Annotated in this window: 20 protein-coding genes and 1 riboswitch; of the genes, 17 read left to right on the top strand and 3 right to left on the bottom strand. The window is 38.2% G+C overall.

Going from position 1 to position 22,867, the window contains the following annotated elements; translation table 11 throughout:
• The first annotated feature begins 85 nt into the window (after window positions 1–85).
• Window positions 86–1,120 carry a lysylphosphatidylglycerol synthase transmembrane domain-containing protein gene (locus J9537_RS08285; RefSeq protein WP_218255647.1) on the top strand — a complete coding sequence of 345 codons (1,035 nt, stop codon included), beginning with the start codon at window positions 86–88 and terminating at the stop codon, window positions 1,118–1,120.
• A gap of 60 nt (window positions 1,121–1,180) precedes the next feature.
• On the opposite strand, the gene J9537_RS08280 is transcribed toward J9537_RS08285, so the two are convergent.
• Window positions 1,181–2,191, bottom strand: a complete 1,011-nt coding sequence (locus tag J9537_RS08280; RefSeq protein ID WP_218255645.1) for a zinc-binding alcohol dehydrogenase family protein — start codon at window positions 2,189–2,191, stop codon at window positions 1,181–1,183.
• Between the two features lie 302 nt (window positions 2,192–2,493).
• On the opposite strand from J9537_RS08280, the gene clpB reads away from it, so the two are divergent.
• From clpB to tdcB, 6 genes are all read left to right on the top strand, one after another.
• Entirely contained in the window at window positions 2,494–5,097 is a 2,604-nt protein-coding gene (clpB, locus tag J9537_RS08275; RefSeq protein WP_218255643.1) for an ATP-dependent chaperone ClpB, read from the top strand.
• Between the two features lie 265 nt (window positions 5,098–5,362).
• Window positions 5,363–6,211: a glucosaminidase domain-containing protein gene (locus J9537_RS08270; RefSeq protein WP_218255642.1), complete on the top strand. Its 849-nt coding sequence runs from the start codon at window positions 5,363–5,365 to the stop codon at window positions 6,209–6,211.
• Window positions 6,212–6,441: 230 nt separating this feature from the next.
• Window positions 6,442–7,371: a cysteine synthase A gene (gene cysK, locus J9537_RS08265; RefSeq protein WP_218255640.1), complete on the top strand. Its 930-nt coding sequence runs from the start codon at window positions 6,442–6,444 to the stop codon at window positions 7,369–7,371.
• A gap of 93 nt (window positions 7,372–7,464) precedes the next feature.
• Window positions 7,465–7,902, top strand: a complete 438-nt coding sequence (locus J9537_RS08260; RefSeq protein WP_010744954.1) for a Fur family transcriptional regulator — start codon at window positions 7,465–7,467, stop codon at window positions 7,900–7,902.
• A 337-nt stretch (window positions 7,903–8,239) separates the two neighbouring features.
• Window positions 8,240–9,349, top strand: coding sequence for an alanine dehydrogenase (ald, locus tag J9537_RS08255; RefSeq protein ID WP_218255638.1), 1,110 nt, complete (start codon window positions 8,240–8,242; stop codon window positions 9,347–9,349).
• Window positions 9,349–10,356: a bifunctional threonine ammonia-lyase/L-serine ammonia-lyase TdcB gene (gene tdcB, locus J9537_RS08250; protein WP_218255636.1), complete on the top strand. Its 1,008-nt coding sequence runs from the start codon at window positions 9,349–9,351 to the stop codon at window positions 10,354–10,356. Before ald ends, tdcB begins: the two co-directional genes overlap by 1 nt.
• Window positions 10,357–10,463: 107 nt before the next feature.
• Here tdcB and J9537_RS08245 read toward each other — a convergent pair whose 3' ends face one another.
• Entirely contained in the window at window positions 10,464–11,381 is a 918-nt protein-coding gene (locus J9537_RS08245) for a CorA family divalent cation transporter (protein ID WP_218255635.1), read from the bottom strand.
• 246 nt (window positions 11,382–11,627) lie between these two features.
• Window positions 11,628–11,725, top strand: a riboswitch (purine riboswitch).
• Between the two features lie 82 nt (window positions 11,726–11,807).
• Between J9537_RS08245 and J9537_RS08240 the strand changes: the two genes are divergently transcribed.
• From J9537_RS08240 to purB, 5 genes are all read left to right on the top strand, one after another.
• Entirely contained in the window at window positions 11,808–12,389 is a 582-nt protein-coding gene (locus tag J9537_RS08240; RefSeq protein ID WP_218255633.1) for a xanthine phosphoribosyltransferase, read from the top strand.
• Window position 12,390: 1 nt separating this feature from the next.
• Window positions 12,391–13,674, top strand: a complete 1,284-nt coding sequence (locus tag J9537_RS08235; protein ID WP_218255631.1) for a nucleobase:cation symporter-2 family protein — start codon at window positions 12,391–12,393, stop codon at window positions 13,672–13,674.
• Between the two features lie 205 nt (window positions 13,675–13,879).
• Window positions 13,880–14,368: a 5-(carboxyamino)imidazole ribonucleotide mutase gene (gene purE / locus J9537_RS08230; protein WP_218255629.1), complete on the top strand. Its 489-nt coding sequence runs from the start codon at window positions 13,880–13,882 to the stop codon at window positions 14,366–14,368.
• On the top strand, window positions 14,361–15,482 hold the full coding sequence (gene purK / locus J9537_RS08225; protein ID WP_218255627.1) for a 5-(carboxyamino)imidazole ribonucleotide synthase: 1,122 nt from the start codon (window positions 14,361–14,363) through the stop codon (window positions 15,480–15,482). The genes purE and purK overlap by 8 nt, the downstream gene beginning before the upstream one ends.
• 48 nt (window positions 15,483–15,530) lie before the next feature.
• Complete coding sequence (purB, locus tag J9537_RS08220) at window positions 15,531–16,826, top strand: adenylosuccinate lyase (protein ID WP_218255625.1); 1,296 nt, start codon at window positions 15,531–15,533, stop codon at window positions 16,824–16,826.
• A 38-nt stretch (window positions 16,827–16,864) separates the two neighbouring features.
• On the opposite strand, the gene J9537_RS08215 is transcribed toward purB, so the two are convergent.
• Window positions 16,865–17,236 (bottom strand): hypothetical protein, encoded by a 372-nt coding sequence (locus tag J9537_RS08215; protein ID WP_218255623.1) that lies wholly within the window; start codon window positions 17,234–17,236, stop codon window positions 16,865–16,867.
• Between the two features lie 256 nt (window positions 17,237–17,492).
• Here J9537_RS08215 and purC point away from each other — a divergent pair, with 256 nt between their 5' ends.
• Genes purC through purF form a run of 5 tightly spaced genes read left to right on the top strand, consistent with a single transcriptional unit; the run spans window position 17,493 to window position 22,791 of the window.
• Window positions 17,493–18,209, top strand: a complete 717-nt coding sequence (gene purC, locus J9537_RS08210) for a phosphoribosylaminoimidazolesuccinocarboxamide synthase (RefSeq protein WP_218255621.1) — start codon at window positions 17,493–17,495, stop codon at window positions 18,207–18,209.
• Window positions 18,210–18,211: 2 nt separating this feature from the next.
• Window positions 18,212–18,466: a phosphoribosylformylglycinamidine synthase subunit PurS gene (purS, locus tag J9537_RS08205; protein ID WP_010744943.1), complete on the top strand. Its 255-nt coding sequence runs from the start codon at window positions 18,212–18,214 to the stop codon at window positions 18,464–18,466.
• A 1-nt stretch (window position 18,467) separates the two neighbouring features.
• A complete protein-coding gene (purQ, locus tag J9537_RS08200) occupies window positions 18,468–19,148 on the top strand; it encodes a phosphoribosylformylglycinamidine synthase subunit PurQ (protein WP_218255619.1) in 681 nt (226 codons plus the stop codon).
• Window positions 19,148–21,367: a phosphoribosylformylglycinamidine synthase subunit PurL gene (gene purL / locus J9537_RS08195; protein WP_218255617.1), complete on the top strand. Its 2,220-nt coding sequence runs from the start codon at window positions 19,148–19,150 to the stop codon at window positions 21,365–21,367. Before purQ ends, purL begins: the two co-directional genes overlap by 1 nt.
• Complete coding sequence (purF, locus tag J9537_RS08190; RefSeq protein ID WP_218255615.1) at window positions 21,352–22,791, top strand: amidophosphoribosyltransferase; 1,440 nt, start codon at window positions 21,352–21,354, stop codon at window positions 22,789–22,791. Before purL ends, purF begins: the two co-directional genes overlap by 16 nt.
• Window positions 22,792–22,867: the final 76 nt, after the last annotated feature.

Here is a 22,867-nt window from a genome sequence, read left to right as displayed (position 1 = left end):
CTTTGAGGAAACTTGAAGCTTTTTCTTTTTTTGCTCTTTCGCATGTGTTAGGCTATAGCAATAAAGATAAAAATGAGGCTAAAAAATGAAGTTATCGATCAATCGGAAATTGATTCTAAATATTTTGTTGTTTGTTGTTATGATTGGAATTATCATCTTTGTGGTCCGCGATTCGTTAAGTGATATTTTTACTGAACTAGGCAGAACTTCATTGCCGGTACTTATAGGTGTCACAGGATTAGGGTTGATTAGTCAACTTATCGAAGGGTATACAATTAAAAATATTGCAGGTGAATTTAATACGGCATTTACCGTTCGCGATGGTTTTTTTGCATCGGCTTATGCGACTTTTTATCGTGTCATTACTTTTGGTACTGGATCGATTGTGTCTGAAGTCATTTATTACCATAAAAAAGATTTACGGTACTCAGAAGGAACAGGTACCAGTGCTTTACGAATGGTGACTTACAAAATTGCTTTAATGATCTGGGCGTTGTTCTTTTTAATCGTAAAAAGTGATGCGATTCAGCAGCATATTGCGAATGGGATTTTTTGGGTTCTTGCTGGTATTCTTGTGACGTTATTGATTATTTCTACTTTACTAGTGCTAAGTTTAAATGTTAATGCGCAAGTTCTCTTGGTATTGATCTGTAATCGACTATTCAAAAGGCAGAAGTTGCGAGATATTGTGGATCAGGTGAACAATCAGGTTTACTCTTTGCGTGGTGCCATCCAAACTTTTATTCATGACAAAAATGCAATGATCCGTGTGTTTTGTTCAAATATGGCGAAATTAGCTGTCTGGTATATGCTTCCCTTTTTTATTTTAGTCCACGATCGTCCTTCGATTGATCTATGGTTGACCGTGGCGTTGATCAGTTTTACAGTAATCATTGGTGGCATACTGCCAGCTCCAGGAGGAATCGGAGGTTTTGAATTTGTCTATGTGCTCCTATTCCGCAACGTTGTTGGAAAAGTCGATGCAGTTTCGTCACTGCTGCTTTATCGTTATGCGACATATTTATTGCCATTTCTAATTGGAATGATTTATGTATTGATTAATAAGCAACGGCAAATTAATCATGAAATTAAAGAAGCAAAAAAAGAAGTTAACGATTAATACTTTTCGTTTAACTTCTTTTTTATATACTTTGAAACTAAAAACACAGCTTTTGAAATTTTAATAGTGGACGACGAGTTTCCCAATCATTTTATCTTCTTCAATAAATTGGTGGGCTTGATAAAAAACATCTGGAGAAAAACCAGGAATAATCTTCGTTAACGTACTTTTGATCTTTTTCTCATTCATCAGCTGAACAAGTAAAGCTAAAATTGCTCCTTGTGAAGCGATGTTGTAGTCATAATCGGTTTTAGCAAACATATATTCCCAATCAAAACTACCAGATTTATTTTTTAATTTCGTTAAATCTACATCTTTATTTGCTCCTACAATTGATCCGAGATGACCAAAGGGTTCCAGTAAATCACTCATTTCCTCAAAATAGCGATCTGTCGAATGAAGAATTAATATGTATGGCAAGGATGGATGTCCAATCTTTCTTAATTGTTTAGTTAGGTCTTTATGGTGATCAATCACGTGATCAGCTCCCATTTTTTCAGACCATTCTTTACTTTCTTTACGAGAGGCAGTGGTAATCACAGTTAGACCAGCCCATTTTGCTAATTGCGTCGCTAACGAACCAACACCTCCAGCGCCATTGATAATTAAGATTGTGCCATTATTTTGACCTTCCTCAGGTATCAATTCCATTTTTTCAAATAGCATTTCATAAGCAGTGATGAAGGTTAGCGGCAACGCTGCAGCTTCGTCGGTAGAAATGCCGCCTGACAGTTTTGCGACGATTCGGGAGTCAACGACTTGATTTTCGCTGTAGCTGCCAAATCTTTTGGTAGTACCGGCAAATAGCACTCGATCTCCAACCTCAAAATTTTTAACATCGCTACCTAGTTGGGTGACAATGCCAACACTATCAAATCCTAAGACATGGGGTTGAGGAGTTCCTTTGCCACTTTGTCTCAATTTTGTGTCAATAGGATTTATTGAAACAGCTAAGTTTTTTACAACCAGATCAAGCTTATTTAATTTAGGAAGCATTACTTCGTACGTTTCGAAATGGTTCCCTTCTGAAAGCAGAAAACCTTTTTCGAATCCGATTACGCGAGAAATCATCGAATCACTCTCCTTATCCAATTGTGTACCCATTTTTAATAAAAATGAGTTTGATTTTCACGTTGTATAGTCATACAGCTAATCTTATACTTAATGAAGCTCTCATTTAAAAAGATAAAATTAGCTAATTCATAAGTAAGACGGACAAGCTGTTTCCTATTTAGCAATGAAAGAATTGTAGCATTATTTTGATTTTCTTCATAATAATAAACTTTGAATTTAGTGAGTGAATAGTTTGACCTTTACTGACCAAAAGTATATACTATTATTTGTAAACCATTAATAATGTCGGAGGTATGTTTATGAATATCGAAAAAATGACGACAACTTTACAAGAAGCGATTGCTGAAGCTCAGCAGATTGCTGTTACGAGACATCATCAGGAAATTGATATTGCTCATGTATGGAAGATATTTTTGCAGCCTAATCACTTTGGCAGGAATTTTTATACGGATGCGGGTATTGATGTTGAACAATTTGAGCAAGTAGTAGACAAAGTATTGGATGAATACCCAACTATAAGTGGTGGAAACGTCCAGTATGGACAGAACCTTAGTCAAAATTTATTTAATTTATTAAATGAAGCAGATAAACTTAGAGACAAATTTCAAGATGATTTTTTATCAACAGAAATCGTCATATTAGCATTAATGAAATTAAAAAATTACTCCTTGACGAAATATTTGAATGAGCAAGGATTAAATGAAAAGGAAGTACAGAAAAATATTGAAGAGATGCGAGGAGGAGATCGTGTGACTTCACAAAATCAGGAAGAAACTTATAAAGCGTTAGAAAAATATGGAGTTGATTTGGTTCAGCAAGTTAAAAACGGCAAGCAAGACCCTATCATTGGTCGCGATGAAGAAATTCGCGATGTGATTCGTATTCTTTCGCGAAAAACCAAAAATAATCCTGTTTTGATCGGCGAACCTGGTGTAGGAAAAACAGCTATTGTAGAAGGATTAGCGCAGCGTATCGTTCGGAAGGATGTTCCAGAAAATCTTAAGGATAAAACAGTTTTTTCTTTGGACATGGGCTCCTTAATCGCTGGTGCGAAATTTCGTGGTGAATTTGAAGAACGATTAAAGGCCGTTCTAAAAGAAGTAAAAAAATCAGATGGGCGCATTTTACTCTTTATCGATGAAATTCATAATATTGTTGGCGCCGGAAAAACAGAAGGCAGTATGGACGCTGGAAATATTTTAAAACCAATGTTGGCGCGTGGCGAACTACATTTGATTGGTGCGACTACATTAGACGAATATCGTCAATACATGGAAAAGGATAAAGCTTTAGAACGCCGCTTTCAGAAGGTCTTAGTGAAAGAACCCACCGTTGAGGATACGATCAGTATATTGCGCGGTTTAAAAGAACGCTTCGAAATCCATCATGGTGTAAATATTCATGATAATGCATTAGTAGCTGCAGCAACATTGTCAGATCGATATATTACAGATCGTTTCTTACCAGATAAAGCGATTGATTTAGTGGATGAAGCGAGCGCTAGTATTCGTGTTGAAATGAACTCTATGCCGACTGAACTGGACCAAGTGACGCGACGTTTAATGCAACTAGAAATTGAAGAAGCGGCATTAAAAAAAGAAAGCGACGACGCAAGCAAAAAACGACTAGAAAACTTGCAGGAAGAATTGGCTGACCTTCGTGAAGAAACGAATGCGATGAAATTGCAATGGGAGACTGAAAAAGAAGAAGTCAATGTGGTTTCTAATAAACGTGCAGAAATCGATCAGGCAAAACATGAGTTGGAAGATGCAGAAAACAATTATGACTTAGAGCGTGCTGCAGTTCTACGTCATGGCACGATTCCAAATCTAGAAAAAGAATTAGCCGAATTGGAAGCGAAAAATCAGAAAAATGATATCAAAATGGTTCAGGAATCAGTAACAGAAAATGAAATTGCACAAGTAGTTGGACGTTTAACAGGTATTCCTGTTACCAAATTAGTAGAAGGTGAACGTGAAAAATTACTAAGTTTAAATAGTACACTGCACCGTCGTGTGATTGGCCAGGATGAAGCTGTGGATGCTGTGAGTGATGCTGTATTACGTTCACGTGCAGGGTTACAGGATCCAAATCGTCCGTTAGGCTCTTTCTTGTTCCTGGGACCAACAGGAGTCGGTAAAACAGAGCTTGCCAAAGCCTTGGCAGAAAACCTATTCGATTCAGAAGATCATATGGTTCGAATTGATATGAGCGAGTACATGGAAAAACATTCAGTGTCACGGCTCGTTGGAGCACCTCCAGGTTATATAGGTTACGAGGAAGGTGGTCAATTGACAGAAGCCGTTCGTCGAAACCCGTATACAATCATTTTATTAGATGAAATAGAAAAAGCTCATCCTGATGTATTTAATATTTTGCTGCAAGTACTGGATGATGGTCGATTAACAGACTCTAAAGGTCGATTAGTTGATTTTAAGAATACCGTATTGATTATGACCAGCAATATTGGTTCGCAAGTTCTTTTAGATGGCGTAACTGCAGAAGGGGATATTCCTGAAGCAACGAAAGAACAAGTATTAAGTATGCTACGAGGACACTTTAAGCCTGAATTTTTAAATCGAATTGATGATACTATTCTTTTTACACCATTAAGCTTGAATGACGTAAAAGGAATCGTGGAAAAAATCATTCAGCATTTATCTCATCGCTTGGAAGAGCAAGAGATTCAATTAGACATAACTGAGGATGCAAAAAGCTGGATCGCGGAGAAAGCCTATGAACCACAGTACGGGGCTCGGCCGTTGAAACGATTTATTACACGAGAGGTAGAGACGCCTTTGGCTAAAGAAATTATCGCAGGACGCGTGTTGCCGAAAACAAAAGTGTCTATCGAGCTACTTGATGATCAACTAGTCTTTCAGAATCAACCCATGGACATATAAAAAGATTATGTAAACAAAAAAGAAGTGAAGTAGAGATATAATTCGCTACTTCACTTCTTTTATAGAAATGAAAAGCTATAAGAAAAATACAAAAAAATCAAGCATTTCATTGCCGAAAAATAGCAACTTTTTCATTACACATATTACGAAGTAATGACAAATTAGTGAATTTGTAGTGTTTAAATTGTTTGTTAATTGTTAATGCTTTATACTTTTAAAGTAATCAAAAATGAAGAGTTATGCAAAGGTTACTTGGAGGTAAGCAATGAACCAATTTAAAACCCGCATTGAAAAGTACAATTATATAAAAACACAACAAAAAGAGAAACGCTTGAAGATGGCTAAAAGAACGGTGCCTTTATTGGGTACAGCAATGATTCTATCACCAGCTGTTTTGAATACAAACACGATAAAAGCTAGCGCAGCAGAAACCGGTCAAGTTCAAAATCAATCGACATTTATCGAACAATTAGGTGCTTCTGCTATGCAAGTTTCAGCTTCAAATGATCTATATGCATCTATTATGGTCGCTCAAGCATTAGTAGAAACTGGTTTTGGAAGTTCTCAATTATCTGCTGCTCCTTATTACAATTTATTCGGCGTGAAAGAATATAGTGGTGGTCCATCGGTAACTATGAGCACACAGGAATACTTAAATGGTCAATGGGTAACAATGAATGAACCTTTTGCAGTTTATAGTAGCTATGCTGAATCCTTTCAAGCACATGCGAGTCTCTTAGCTAGCTCATACTATGCTGGAGCATGGAAGAGCCACACAAATAGTTATCAAGATGCTGCAGTCTATTTAACTGGTCGTTATGCAACAGATCCAGGATATACTAGTAAATTGATCTCCTTAATTCAGACATATAATTTAACTCGTTTTGATACACCGGGATCAGGCACGGCTGTTCAAGCACAAACTACAAATGTTCAGACAACTGAGCAAACTAGTTCGTCTTCTCAAGCCAGCGGTCAATCGTATACGGTACAATCTGGTGATTCAATTTGGGGAATTGCTGAAAAATTCGGAATCAGCGTTGACCAACTATTAGCAGATAACGGTTGGAGTTCTGATTCAACAATTATGCCTGGAGATACAATCGTCATTTGATTTTAAGAACTTGAAAAATGGAGTAGAATACTCCATTTTTTTTTGGCTTAATTTTTATTATCTATTTTGTTTTATTTAAAAATTGATATAATGAGAGACGAACTACGACTTTAAAATAGATAGTTCATTAAGAAATAGTCTATAGAAAGTTTTTTAGAGTCGAAATTCTCGCATCTTTCTAAAATATTCGATAAGATAACTTACATAAGGTAAGGAATGGAGCGAGGAGAATGACAAAAATTTATAATTCTATTTTGGATACAATTGGTGACACACCCATTGTAAAACTTAGAAACTTGCCATCAGAGGATATGGCACAAGTTTATGTTAAGGTAGAATCCTTTAATCCTGGAGGCAGTGTAAAAGATCGAATTGCCTTAAGAATGATCGAGGATGCAGAAAAAAGCGGTAAATTAAAAGATGGTATGACAATTATCGAGCCAACCTCTGGAAATACAGGCATCGGTTTAGCTATGGTTGGGGCAGCCAAGGGTTATCCAGTTATTTTAGTAATGCCAGAAACAATGAGTATCGAACGAAGAAAGCTAATGCAAGCTTATGGAGCTGAGCTAGTTCTAACACCTGGAGCTGAGGGGATGAAGGGTGCAATCGCAAAAGCGAAGGAACTTGCTGAAGAAAATGATTGGTTTGTTCCTGCGCAATTCGATAATCCGTCAAATCCAAAAGTACATGAAGAAACAACGGCGAAAGAGATTGTAAATGCATTTGAAAAAAATGGATTAGATGCTTTTGTTGCCGGTGTAGGAACCGGTGGTACAATCACTGGTGTTGGAAATGAGCTTAAACGCATGTATACAGATATCAAGATTTATGCGGTAGAGCCCGAAGAATCACCAGTTTTAGAAGGTGGTCAGTCTGGACCACATAAAATCCAAGGAATTGGCGCTGGTTTCGTCCCAAGCATCTTAAACACGGAGATTTACGATCAAGTGTTACCTGTAAGCAGCAGTGAAGCTATGGAAACTGCTAGAGAAATCGCAAAAAAAGAAGGAATTCTTGTAGGAGTATCTTCAGGTGCGGCTTTATTTGCAGCAATAAAGGTAGCTAAAGAGATGAATCCTGATCAGAAAGTATTGGTTTTGTTACCAGACAATGGTGAGAGATACTTGTCTACTGAATTATTTCAATTTAACCAATAACTTTATGAAAAACATTAATTTTTGAATCCAACTAGTATTTCCCCTCAGATAATAGTATCATTTTAATATAGAATACAATTAGGAGGGGCTTATATGGTAAATGAGGCAGTCGATCGAGCGGTCAAAGAATTAAAGGCCGGCGGAGTCCGAATTACGCCACAACGTTATGCCATTTTAGAGTATTTGATCCAGTACCGTAATCATCCAACAGCTGATGAAATTTTTCGTTCACTAGAAAGCCGCTTCCCGAATATGAGCGTGGCTACTGTGTACAACAATTTGAGAAAATTCGTTGAGATCGGTATTGTCCAGGAGATGAATTATGGTGATGCGGCAAGTCGCTTTGATTTTACGAATCAGCAGCACTATCATGCAATCTGTACGGACTGCGGAAAAATCGTTGATTTCTTCTATCCAGGATTAGAAGATGTTGAAATGGCGTCTAGTAAACTGACAGGATATCAAATTAACAAACACCGCTTAGAAGTGTATGGTTTATGTCCAGATTGTCAAAAAAAAGCTGAGGAATAATTCCTCAGCTTTTTTATTTTTATTTAAGATAACAAAATTATTCATTTTAACTAATGAGAAAAATCACATAAAATTATGATAACGTTTGCTTGTTCTTTTCTTAAAAAAACTTTTTGAAGAGAATATAAAATACTAAAATGAAAAGATTCTTATCTGATAATGCTGTTTTATAAGCGTTGTTAGATAATTTTTTTTCGTTTAATGAATAGTAGTTCTAGATAAATGAGATATCAATAACACTTGAAGCTTGATCGTTGCTTCTAAAAAGTATTGTGATATATTAAACTTGTTCAGAAGTTAAAGAACTTCAATAATAATTCTTTAGGAGTGATTTACCATGAAAATCGGTGTAATTAAAGATCCAAAACAAGGTGAGGCACGTGTAGGCATGACACCAGAAAATGTAAAAATTTTAGTAGAAGCAGGAAATGAAGTGCTCGTTGATAATAGTGCTGGTGCGGGTTCAGGCTTTACGAATGAACAATACGTTGAAGCAGGTGGTAAGATTGTAGATACGGATACCGCTTGGACTGCAGAATTGATTGTAAAAGTAAAAGAACCGATGGAAAGTGAATATCACTATTTCAAAAAAGGTCAAATCATTTGGGGATTCTTACACTTAGCTGCAAATAAAGCTTGTGTTGAAAAAATGATGGAAGTCGGTGTGACTGCTTTATCAGGTGAAAATATCTCAATCAATGGTGTTCTAGAATTATTGAAACCAATGAGTGCTATTGCAGGGCGTCGCGCAGTCAATTTAGGGCAATATTATTTAGAAAAACAACACGGCGGCGAAGGAATTTTACTACCAGGAATCGACGGGGTTGAGGCTGGAACTGTTGTCATTTTAGGTGGAGGAAACGCTGCAGAAAATGCTGCAGATATGGCTGTTGGTATTGGTTGCCGCGTTGTCATTCTTGAGGTAAATGAAAATCGTATCAAACAATTACAAGATCGCTATAAAGAACATGATGTAGAAGTGATTGTTTCGAATACAGCAAACTTAGAAGAAAAAATCAAAGAGGCAGATGTTTTTATTTCAACAGTCTTAATTCCAGGCGCGAAACCACCGAAATTAGTGAAAGAATATATGGTTGAATCAATGAAACCAGGCTCAGTAATTGTTGATATTGCAATTGATCAAGGTGGAACTGTTGAAACAATCGACAAACCAACCAATCATGCAGACCCTGTCTTTATTAAACATAATGTTATTCACTATGCTGTACCAAATATGCCAGGGGCAACACCAAGAACAGCGACAATTGCTTTAGCAAAAGGAAACATCTCTTTCCTTAAAGACGTTAGCGTGAAAGGATTAGATGGGGCATTAAAATCTGATGACTCATTATTATCGGGTTTGAGTGTCTACAACGGAAAAGTTGTTTCTAAAGCTCTGGCTGATTCCATAGATGTTACTTATACAGAGGTAGGAGATGTTTTATAATGACAGACACAATGACAAAGTTACCTGTGTCAATTGAAGATATCCATGAGGCAAAAAATGTGGTCAAACAATATGGACGAGTGACACCGCTAATTCAGTCAATGTTCTTAACTGCGAAAACTGGTGGACAAGTATTTTTGAAATTAGAAAATATGCAGCTAACTGGTTCGTTTAAATTCCGTGGTGCATTCAATAAAATTGCTCACTTGACCCAAGAAGAAAAGGACAAAGGTGTTATCGCTGTATCTGCTGGCAATCATGCTCAAGGGGTTGCATTGACATCTAAATTGTTAGGAATCAAGAGTACGATTGTAATGCCCGAAACGGCACCAAAAGCAAAAGTCGAAGCAACTGAAGGGTATGGGTCAAAAGTCATCCTTCATGGGGCTGGTTTTGATGATGCGAAAGCGTATTGCGAAAAAATCGTTGAGGAAACAGGGGTAACTTATATCCCGCCGTACGATGATGAATTTGTGATGGCTGGACAAGGGACGATCGGACTTGAAATCTTGGATTCAATTTGGGATGTTGATACTGTGATCGTACCTGTTGGTGGTGGCGGCTTAATCGCTGGAATTGCTGTCGCGATGAAAACCTTTAATCCGAATATCAATATTATTGGGGTACAAGCAGATAATATTCATGGTATGACCGCCTCATTCCGTGCGGGACGCAAAGTTGGCTATAAAAAAGCCGCAACAATCGCTGATGGATGTGCAGTGGAATTTCCAGGAAATCTGACGTTCGAGGTTGTTGAAGAATTAGTTGATGATATGGTGACGGTTTCTGAGCAAGAAATTGAATTAGCAATGAAAGACCTGATTCAACGAACAAAAATTGTAGTTGAAGGAGCTGGTGCATTAGCTACAGCTGCGATTCTTTCTGGTAAAGTTGATGACTATGTCAATGGTAAAAAAGTTGTTGCTGTCGTTTCAGGTGGTAATGTGGATCTGAACCGTATCACTGACGTTATTGGTCACTTCTCAGTAGCAAATGAATTAAAATAGTTTAAAAAGATAAGTAGCGGCGGATTGACAGGCTTCCCTGAATTAGGACAAAGAAATACAAAAGTCCTAGTTAGGGTGAGCCCATCAGTTGGTCGTTACTTTTTTGATTAAGCATCGTAATCTTTTTTGAACAGATAGATACCGCTCACAATCGAAACAATCAATGCAAGCAATACAACCATAATAGAGCCAACCTCTGAATCTCGCCATAACAGTCCGCCTGTATTGATCCCCCAGAGACTGAATATTAATGTTGGCAGTGCGAGCAATAAGGAAGCTGTATTCAGAAATTTCATCAGTTGATTCAAGCGATTATCCATCATGCTGTCAATCAGTCCGCTAATGGAGCTAAGCATTTCTCGATAAATTTGGACGGATGTGGTAGCTTGCTTTGTCTGCAATTCAATTTCAATTGCCAAATCACGGTCAGAAGAAACCAAGCTAGAGTCTAGCAAATGTGTAATTGTTCGACGCTGCTCTTTTAAAAGATTGTCAATATACACCAATCTTTTCTCTGTATCAGTGGTTTTCTCCAAAATATTTCTATTTGATCCATTTGATGTGCCTTGACTGATTTCCTCAATCATCTTTCTTTGTTTTCGCAAAAAAATAAGATAGTGTTCATTAATGATCTGTAAGGTATGTAAAATCAGTCCTGCTTTAGTAAAAATCTCAGATTCATAATTTTCTAGAACTTCATCAATTAACGGTTTTTCACAAACAGTGATCAGAACATCTGATGTAAGGAAGATAGAAATAGAAGAAGATAGAGATTCTGGGTCATCAATAGATTTGATATCAGTAAAAAGCATAAGACATAGCGACTTTTTGTCTTCCGTTTGATATTTCTTAAAAAAAGAAACATTAGAATACTTTCTCCCAAGAGAAAAGAATTTTTTAGGCAGCTCGTAGACATTATGTAATTGTTCCTTCTCCTCGTCGGTCGGATTAGAAACAGATAACCAATTTCCATTATGAGCATTTGCCTGTATGCCATCATTTGAAATTGAAAAGTACTCAATCAATGATAAGAACCTCCTTAAAGTATAAGTATTTTTCTTCAATCATCTCAAATTGCTAATTGATTGCCAATTATTTTGGATCGTTAAATTTGTTTAAGAGCTATTCTCTCTTATATATATAGAAGAAATGTTGATAAAAGTGAGACAATCATTTAATTCAGCTATTATTCTTCTCATTTGAAACAATTCTAGTTTACAGTAACTCTGTATCTGCTATAATAATCTTCATATTTCATAAACTTCAATGAAAATTTTCATTGGAAATAAGCTTATATATCGTCATAATATGGATGACAGTTTCTACCTTGTGCCGTAAACGCAGGACTATAAGCAAAAAACGTACGGTTACGTACCTTTTTTGCTTTGCAGATGAGGTGCGTTTTTTGTATTAATCAAAAAACGAAAAGAAATGAAAAGGAGAAAATTATCATGAAAGAATTGACAAATCGTATCAAAGACAATGGGCGTGTTTTAGGTGAAGGCGTGCTAAAAGTTGATGAGTTCATCACACATCAAGTAGATCCTGAATTAATGGACGCAATGGGCAAACGATTAGCCGAAGTATTTGCGGATAAAAAAATCACAAAAGTCGTAACAATTGAAGCTTCAGGAATTGCTCCTGCAGTTTATGCTGCGCAAGCTTTGAAAGTGCCAATGATCTTTGCTCGTAAGTCAAAAAGCCTAACCATGGATGAAGAGCTATTGACTGCTTCTGTTTACTCCTTTACAAAACAAGTCACTAGTACGATTTCGATTTCTCGTAAATTCCTTTCTGCAGAGGACAATGTGTTATTAGTCGATGATTTTTTAGCGAACGGTCAAGCTGCTAAGGGATTAATTGAATTATGTCAGCAAGCTGGAGCCAATGTGGCAGGAATTGGAATTTTGATCGAGAAATCTTTCCAAGATGGACGCCAATTAATTGAAGACATGAGTATTCCAGTTGTTTCCTTAGCTAGAATCTCTTCCTTACATGATGGTAAAGTAACGTTTATCGAGGAGGACGCATAGAGTGACAAGTGAGACAGGAAACGGAAAATCAGCAGTATTAGGATTGCAGCATCTTTTAGCGATGTATGCAGGAGCAGTGGCTGTGCCGCTTTTGATAGGTACAGGATTGGGATTCAATGAAGCACAAATGACGTATTTGATTTCCATTGATATCTTCATGTGCGGGATTGCAACTTTACTGCAATTAACTGTCAACAAATTTTTTGGAATTGGTTTGCCTGTTGTGTTAGGCTGTGCAATTCAAGCGGTTGCTCCGTTGATTTTGATCGGGCAAACGCACGGTGTCGGTACGGTATACGGATCGATTATTGCTGCGGGAATTTTTGTTGTATTGATTTCAGGTTTCTTTTCTAAGGTAGAAAAACTATTTCCGCCTATCGTGACAGGGACGGTTATTACAACTATCGGATTAACATTAATTCCAGTAGCTATTACTAAAATGGGTGGTGGAGACGCTGCAGCAACAACGTTTGGTGATACGACAAATTTATTGCTAGCCTTTGTCACAATTCTATTGATTTTGGCAGTGCAGGTGTTTGGTCGGGGATTTTTACGATCTATCGCTGTATTAGTTGGACTAGTTGGTGGCACGGTTCTCGCTGCACTATTAGGACAAGTTGATTTAGCGGCGATTGGGCATGCACCAATGTTCCATGTTCCTCAACCTTTTTATTTTGGCACACCAAAGTTTGAGCCATTCTCTATTCTATTAATGATAATTATTTCTATCGTGAGCATGGTAGAATCAACTGGTGTATATTTTGCATTAGGTGATATTGTTGAAAAAAAAGTGCAGGAAGATGATTTAAAAAGAGGCTATCGTGCAGAAGGTTTGGCTGTTATTTTAGGTGGCTTATTCAATACATTTCCTTATACGGGATTTTCACAAAATGTTGGACTTGTACAATTATCTGGAATTAAAACACGGCGTCCAATTTATTTTTCAGCATTCTTTTTGATTGTTTTAGGTCTTTTTCCGAAAGTAGGTGCTTTAGCCCAGATTATCCCTGAGCCTGTTTTAGGTGGCGGAATGTTAGTAATGTTCGGAATGGTCGCAGTACAAGGAATGAAGATGCTTTCGAAGGTTGATTTTAATGATGAAAAGAATTTATTGATTATTGCGATTTCAATTGGGTTTGGATTAGGTTTCAACGCGATGCCAACGTTGTTTTCAAAATTACCAGAAACGGTTCAAATGTTTACCGGAAATGGGATTGTAATGAGCAGCTTATCTGCGATCATTTTAAATCTTTTGTTTCATGGATATAAAAAGGAAAAGAAGTAAAGGGTAAGCGCGGTATCAACCGCGTTTATTTTTTCTCGATAATAAACACGAACATTAGATTAAAAGTATCTTGTAATATTCGAATTTAACTTTGACTTACTAAAAGGGTATTGCTAAAATAAGTTTGAATTACGGTATTTGACTCAATAAATGAGTCGTTTTTCTTAAGAAAAAATGATTGTTCAATAGGAGAAAGGAGCAATTTATGAATCCAGAAGTTGCAGTTATTATGGGCAGTACGTCTGATTGGGAAACAATGAAGCACGCTTGTGAAAGTCTCGATGAAGTAGGGGTTACTTATGAAAAGCGAGTGGTTTCGGCCCATCGAACACCAGATTTAATGTTTGAATTTGCCGAAAAAGCTCGAGAAAGAGGAATAAAAGTAATTATCGCTGGTGCAGGCGGTGCCGCACATTTACCAGGAATGGTCGCAGCCAAAACGACGTTGCCGGTGATCGGAGTCCCTGTACAATCTAGGACCTTAAATGGGTTAGATTCTTTATTATCAATCGTACAAATGCCAGGAGGTGTTCCAGTTGCAACGACAGCTATCGGAAAAGCTGGTGCAACAAACGCTGGACTACTTGCGGCACAGATGCTTTCAATGTATGATAAAAAAGTAGCTGAACGCTTGGAAAAAAAGCGTCAGCAAATGACACAATCTGTATTGGAAAGTAGTGAACAACTTGGTTAAATCGTTACAACCAGGCTCTACGATAGGTATCGTAGGCGGAGGACAATTAGGCCGTATGATGGCTATCAGTGCAAAGGAAATGGGTTTTCGTACAGGTGTGATCGATCCGACCGAAGACTGTCCAGCTGCGCAAGTTTCGGATTGGCATATCGTTGCTGATTATGATGATCAAATGGCTTTGGAAGAAATGGCTCGCAGATCACAGGTAATCACTTACGAATTTGAGAACGTAGATGTTGATACCATTAATCACATTCAGCATTTTGCTAATATTCCTCAAGGCACAGATCTTTTGGCGATTAGTCAGGATCGCTTGATGGAAAAATCTTTCTTAGAAAACAATAATATCGTGATTGCTCCATATGCGACAATCATTAGTCCAACAGATATCCAAGATGCTATCGAAGGCATCGGCTATCCCTGTGTGTTGAAAACAACTCGCGGTGGGTACGATGGACACGGTCAATATGTATTGAAAAGTACCGCTGATTTGGCACCATCAATGAATTTGTTACGTCAAGGTACTTGTGTTTTAGAAGCATGGATTCCTTTTGAAAAAGAATTATCTGTTCAAGTAGCTGGCAATAATATTGGTGACTATGTCACATTTCCAGTAGTGGAAAATGTTCATCGGAATAATATATTGCATGAAACAATCGCGCCGGCAGGAATTGATTCAGCTGTTGCAAAGGAAGCTGCTCGTATTGCGAAAGTAATTGCACAAGGCGTTGATTTGGTCGGGACACTCTGTGTAGAATTTTTCCTGACAAAGGCAGGGGCATTGTACGTAAACGAAATTGCGCCACGCCCACATAATTCAGGGCATTATACGATTGAAGCCTGTACGATGAGTCAATTTGATGCTCATATCCGCGGGATTTGCGGCTGGCCTTTAAGTGAACCAAAATTATTATCGAATGCTGTAATGGTAAATGTTTTAGGTGAGAATTTACTGAAAACCTATGAATTGATCGACTTATGGCCAGACTGGCATTTCCATTATTATGGGAAAGCAATGCCAAAAAAAGGACGCAAGATGGGACATGTAACTATTCTGACTGAAAGCATTCAACGTACATTGGACGACATTAAAAAAACTGAAACATGGGATTAATAATGTAAAAAAATATGTCAATACATTAAATATGACAAGGAGATAATCATGATACCTCGATATACAAGAGCAGAAATGGGAAATATTTGGAGCGATGAAAATCGTTATAAGGCTTGGTTAGAAGTTGAAATTTTAGCGGATGAAGCCTGGGCTGAACTTGGTGAAATTCCTAAAGAAGATGTAGAAAAGATTCGTGCAAATGCAGGGTTTGATATTGATCGTATTTTAGAAATTGAACAATCAACAAAGCATGATGTCGTAGCTTTCACCCGTGCAGTTTCCGAAACTTTAGGTGAAGAACGAAAATGGGTTCATTATGGATTGACGAGTACAGACGTTGTTGATACTGCTTATGGTTATTTGTACAAACAGGCTAATGATATTTTACGCCAAGATCTGCAAGACTTTTTAGTAATTGTTGGAGAAAAAGCGAAAGAACATAAAAATACAGTGATGATGGGAAGAACTCACGGTGTCCATGCTGAACCAACAACTTTTGGGTTGAAGTTGGCTACTTGGTATTCGGAAATGAAACGAAATATCGAGCGTTTTGAACACGCAGCTAAAGGGGTTGAAGCAGGGAAAATTTCAGGAGCGGTAGGTACATTTGCGAATATTCCGCCGTTTGTTGAAGAATTTGTCTGCGAGAAATTAGGCATTCGTCCACAGGAAGTTTCAACGCAAGTATTGCCTAGGGATCTTCATGCGGAATACTTCTCAAGTCTAGCATTGATTGCTACTTCAATCGAACGCTTCGCTACAGAGATTCGAGGATTGCAAAAATCTGAAACGCGTGAGGTTGAAGAATTTTTCGCAAAAGGTCAAAAAGGTTCTTCTGCGATGCCTCATAAGCGAAACCCAATCGGTTCTGAAAATATGACCGGATTGGCTCGCGTAGTCCGTGGTCATCTCATTACCGCTTTTGAAGATGTGGCTCTATGGCACGAGCGTGATATATCTCACTCGTCAGCCGAGCGAATTATTACACCAGATACTACTATTTTGGTTGATTATATGTTGCATCGCTTCGGGAACATCGTCAAGAATTTGACAGTTTTCCCAGAAAATATGAAACGAAACATGCAGGCTACTTTTGGATTAATTTATAGTCAACGTGTAATGCTAAAATTGATTGATAAAGGTATGACGCGGGAAGAGGCCTATGATTTAGTCCAGCCGAAAACAGCGTATGCTTGGGATCATCAGACTCAATTCCGTCCGTTGCTTGAAGAAGATGAAAAAATTACTAACGTTTTGTCGGAAGCAGACTTAGACGATGCTTTCGATTATAACTATCACTTAAAAAACGTGGATCAAGTATTTGAACGTGTAGGAATCAAATAAAAGAAACCTCTTGCTAATAGCAAGAGGTTTTTACGTGTTTAGGCATAGGAATAGACATCTACGAAGCAGCTTTCATGTAGCTGTTCCAATAAGCAACTGATTAATCGATAATCATAATTCACAGAATTTAATAAAATTTCAATTCGATAGGAATTTTTTAAGAATGAGTGATCTTTGAATTGCCGAATAATCAAGCTATCTTGTACTTTATTCGAAAAATGTAAAGATTGCATAGCTTGAGATTGTCTTGGATGCAAAAGTTTTTTTAGATTACGGTAGGAATAAAAGCTTGTATCACGATTAAGATTGTGAGTCGCATCTAACCCCAACAAAGCATTCAATAAGTGCTGTTTATCTGATTCTTTCATTGAATTAAGAAATTTCTGAGCTGCTGCCGGCGCATCTAACATAGTGAATTCCCCCATATATTTCGTTCGAATTAAATATAGCACCATTTTCACAAAATGTAAACGCTATCTTTATGTAGAGCGATTATCCTGTGTTTACGGAATGTTATAAACACGAACAATAGAATAATTGTTTCACTATAATATACGATAAAATATTGAAATATCCTTTTTCTGTTGTTACACTAAAGATGAATTTGATTAACGAACGATTATTGCGATATGTTTTAGAATGTTCATAAAAAAGGAGCGCTATTACGTGAAAAAAGGAACTTTATTGTATGAAGGAAAAGCAAAACAATTGTTTGAAACAGATGATTCAGAGGTCATCTGGGTAGAATATCTGAATCAAGCGACCGCTCTAAATGGTGCAAAGAAAGATCAAATAAGCGGTAAAGGCGAACTAAATAATCAAATTACCGGTTTGATTTTTAATTTTTTAAAAAGTAAAAATATCAAAAACCACTTTATTAAACAGCTTTCGGAAACTGAGCAATTGATTCAAGCGGTGGATATCATTCCTTTAGAAGTAGTAGTACGCAATGTTGCAGCAGGGAGTTTCTCAAAACGATTAGCTATTCCAGAAGGAGTGCAGTTGAATAAACCGATTGTTGAATTTTATTACAAGAATGACGAGTTAGATGATCCAATGATTGTAGACGATCACATTCTTTTTTTAGAACTTGCGACAACTGAAGAGATTAAACAATTGCGACAAATGGCTCTGGAAGTAGACCAAGCGTTAATCGAATTGTTCGACTCGATGGATATTACATTGATTGATTTCAAACTTGAATTTGGACGTCAAAAAGACGGAACCATTCTACTAGCAGATGAAGTATCGCCGGATACGTGTCGCTTATGGGACAAAAAAACGAAGGAACATTTAGACAAAGATATTTATCGTCGTGACTTAGGAGACATTATTCCAGTATACCAAGAAGTATTAAATAGATTAGAAAAGCGAGGAGAATAAGGATGTATTTTGTAAAAGTTTATGTAACGTATAAGGACTCTGTGTTGGACCCACAAGGGGAAGCTGTGAAGGGTGCTGTCCATCGTTTGGGTTATGATGAGATCGAGGATGTTCGAATTGGAAAATATTTTGAAATTAAAGTCGCTAAAAGTGATCGCCCAGTTGAGGAAATGATCGAAGAAGTGTGTGATAAATTATTGGCTAACGTCAATATGGAAACCTATAGATATGAAATTTCAACATCGGAGGAAGTTTAACATGAAATTTGCGGTCATTGTTTTTCCTGGCTCAAATTGCGATTTAGATATGTACTGGGCGATGAAAGAAATCATGGGTGCTGATTGTGAGTATGTTCGCTATGACGCGGACAGTTTAGATGGCTTTGATGGTGTCTTGCTTCCAGGAGGCTTCTCTTACGGAGATTACTTACGCTGTGGTGCGATTGCTCGTTTTGCCAATATTATGGATGAGGTTATTCGGTTCGCTGAAGAAGGAAAGCCAGTTTTTGGTACGTGTAACGGGTTCCAAATTTTGACAGAAGCAGGCTTATTACCTGGCGCTTTACGTCGGAATGACTCACTGAAATTTATTAGCAAAATTACGCCATTAAAAGTTGTGAATAACCAAACAAAATTTACTTCAGAATACAAAGAAGATGAAGTGATTCAAATTCCTGTGGCTCACGGTGAAGGAAACTACTATTGTGATGAGAAAACGTTAGCTGAGTTGAAAGCTAACAATCAGATCGTCTTTACCTACGAAGGTGAAAACATCAACGGTAGTGTGGAAAGCATTGCGGGAATTACAAACAAAGCTGGAAATGTCCTAGGTATGATGCCACATCCAGAACGAGCAATGGAGAAATTGCTTGGTTCAGACGATGGAAAGAAATTTTTCGCTTCGATTTTAACTAATTTTGGAAAGGTGACTGCAAACTAATGATGAAATTAGAACCGACAGCTCAAGAGATTAAAGATCAGCGTATATATGCTGGATGGGGTTTGACTGATGAAGAATACCGATTAATTTCAGAAGATATTCTTGGTCGGCTTCCAAACTATACAGAAACTGGTCTTTTCTCAGTTATGTGGAGTGAACACTGTTCTTACAAAAATTCAAAACCAGTGTTACGTAAATTCCCTTCAGACGGACCGCAAGTGTTGCAAGGACCAGGAGAAGGTGCAGGGATCGTCGATATTGGAGACGGACAAGCAGTGGTTTTCAAAGCAGAAAGCCATAATCACCCATCAGCAGTTGAGCCATATGAAGGTGCCGCAACAGGAGTTGGCGGAATTATTCGGGATATCTTCAGTATGGGGGCTCGCCCAATTGCTATTTTAGATTCGCTTCGTTTTGGCGAATTGAATACACCTCGTACAAAATACTTGTTAGAAGAAATTGTTGCTGGAATCAGCGGATATGGAAACTGTATTGGAATTCCGACAGTTGGTGGAGAAGTAGCCTTCGATCCTTGTTATGAAGGAAATCCATTGGTTAATGCTATGTGTGTCGGTTTGATAGATCATAAAGACATTCAAAAAGGTCAGGCGAAAGGCGTCGGCAACTCAATCATGTACGTCGGTGCAAAAACAGGACGTGATGGGATTCATGGAGCGACCTTTGCCTCTGAAGAATTTGTGGAAGGCGAAGAACAACAGCGGTCTGCCGTTCAAGTTGGTGATCCGTTTATGGAAAAATTACTTTTGGAGGCCTGTCTGGAATTAATTTTAGATCACTCTGATATTTTGGTCGGTATTCAGGACATGGGGGCAGCTGGATTGGTTTCATCAAGTTCTGAGATGGCTTCTAAGGCAGGATCAGGTTTGAAACTTTATCTAGATGATGTGCCGCAGCGTGAAACGAATATGACCCCGTACGAAATGATGTTGTCTGAATCACAAGAGCGTATGCTGATCTGTGTTGAGCAAGGTCACGAGGCAGAGGTTGTGGAATTGTTTAAACGTTATGAGTTAGATGCAGTAACAATCGGCGAGGTAACCGATGATGGGATGTATCGCTTGTATCATCATGGTGAAGAAGTAGCAAACTTGCCAGTAGACGCATTGGCTGAAGACGCCCCTGTTTACGAGAATGAGAAGAAAGAACCTGCTCGCATACAAGAATTTGCTGACATGAACGATTTCAAGCCTGAAGTTAAGGATGCCACAGAGACATTATTGGGGTTATTGCAGCAGCCGACGATTGCTTCTAAAAGAATGATATATGAAACATACGACTCTCAAGTTCGTACAAACACTGTTGTCCGACCTGGAAGCGATGCAGCAGTCATGCGGGTTCGTGGAACCAACAAAGCATTAGCGATGACAACGGACTGTAATGCACGATACCTGTATTTAAACCCAGAAGTTGGCGGACAAATTGCGGTTGCCGAAGCGGCACGAAATATTGTTGCCTCTGGTGGACAACCCTTAGCAATCACAGACTGCTTAAATTATGGTTCTCCGGAAAAACCTGAAGGCTTCTGGGAACTATGGACATCAGCAGATGGTATTTCTGAAGCATGTCGTACATTGAATACACCAGTTATTTCTGGAAATGTTTCTATGTACAATGAAACAAATGGAAAAGCAATTTATCCAACACCGATGATTGGAATGGTTGGACTAATTGAAGATCTGTCACATATCACTACACAAGAGTTTAAACAAGCTGGTGATTTGATTTATGTTATCGGTGAAACAAACGCTGACTTTAATGGCACAGAGATTCAAAAAATGCAAAAGGGTTTAGTAGAAGGATCGTTAATGGACTTTGATTTAAGCGTTGAAAAAGAAAATCAAGAGTTGGTTCTTTCCGCCATCAAAGCTGGATTAGTAGCAAGCGCCCACGATTGTGCTGAAGGGGGCTTAGCAGTTGCTATTGCCGAAGCGGCCTTTAACAATCAATTAGGTGTTGAAGTAACTATCGCTATGCCGGTTGAAAATCTTTTTGCTGAGACACAATCACGTTTTGTTTTATCTATAAAACCTGAAAATCAGACTGCATTTGAAGCTTTAGCGGGCAACAAAGCGGTAAACATTGGAGAAACAACTAGCACGGGGGAACTTGTGATCACGGCTAACGGTGGCGTGATCAAAGTAGCAGTTAGTAAGGCAGAAGAATTATGGGAGGAAGCCATTCCATGTCTAATGAAGTAAAAAGTTTAAATGAAGAATGTGGCGTATTTGGTATCTGGGGACACCCAGATGCTGCTCGCGTCACTTATTTTGGCTTGCATAGTTTGCAGCACCGTGGACAAGAAGGTGCTGGAATTGTCAGTAATGATGGTGGAAATTTAATCAGTACTCGTGGATTAGGACTATTATCAGAAGTCTTTAAGGATGAACGTCAATTGAACCAATTGACGGGACAGGCAGCAATCGGGCATGTACGTTATGCAACAGCTGGGACAAGCAGTGTTGATAATATTCAACCTTTTCTATTCAATTTTTACGATGGAGATTTCGCTTTAGCTCACAATGGGAATTTAACAAATGCGAAAAGCTTGCGAAAAGAATTGGAAATTGATGGTGCAATTTTCCATTCTAATTCGGACACTGAAATTCTGATGCATTTAATTCGGCGCAGTCAAAAAGATACTTTGTGCGAACGGATGAAGGAAGCCTTGAACACAGTAAAAGGCGGTTTTGCATATTTGATGCTAACAGAAGAATCAATGGTTGCGGCTCTCGACCCGAATGGATTTCGGCCGTTATCAATTGGACAAATGGTTAACGGTGCATATGTTGTAGCTTCTGAAACATGTGCTTTGGAAGTTGTCGGTGCAACATTCATTCAAGATGTAAACCCTGGAGAAATCATTACGATTAATGATGATGGCTTGAAGGTAGAACGGTTTACTGATGATACGCAACACGCGATTTGTTCAATGGAATACATTTATTTTGCACGACCAGACTCGAATATTGCGGGTGTGAATGTTCATAGCGCTCGAAAAAACATGGGACGGATTTTGTCACAAGAAGCTGCTATTGATGCAGATATGGTAGTAGGGGTTCCAAACTCTTCTTTATCAGCAGCAAGCGGTTATGCTGAAGAATCAGGGATTCCTTATGAAATGGGTCTGGTTAAAAATCAATATGTTGCCCGAACCTTCATTCAACCAACGCAGGAATTACGGGAGCAGGGTGTACGAATGAAACTTTCTGCGGTACGTGGTGTAGTAGAAGGGAAGCGAGTGGTTATGGTAGATGATTCCATCGTTCGAGGAACGACAAGTCGTCGAATTGTAAACCTTCTAAAAGAAGCAGGCGCGAAGGAAGTTCATGTGAGGATCGCTTCACCTCCTTTGAGATATCCATGTTTTTACGGGATCGATATCCAAACACGAAAAGAATTGATTGCAGCCAATCATTCAATCGAAGAAATTCGAGAGATGATCGGAGCAGACTCACTATCCTTTCTAAGTGAAGATGGGCTAATTCGTGCGATTGGGTTAGATTTTGATGCCCCATACTCTGGGCTCTGTATGGCATACTTTAATGGTGATTATCCAACACCTTTATATGACTATGAAGCCCATTATCAAGCAACTTTAAAAGAGAAAACGTCGTTCTATTAAAAGATGTCATGCTTACTTTTCACAGTCAGCAAGGCGAGAAGGGTAAAATCCTCCATAGAAATTTAATAGAACAAAT

The organism is Enterococcus raffinosus, assembly GCF_019175485.1.
GTDB classification, from domain to species: Bacteria; Bacillota; Bacilli; order Lactobacillales; family Enterococcaceae; genus Enterococcus_A; species Enterococcus_A raffinosus.
The sequence above is the reverse complement of the archived record's forward strand: the minus strand, read 5'-3'. Positions and strand labels throughout refer to the sequence as shown.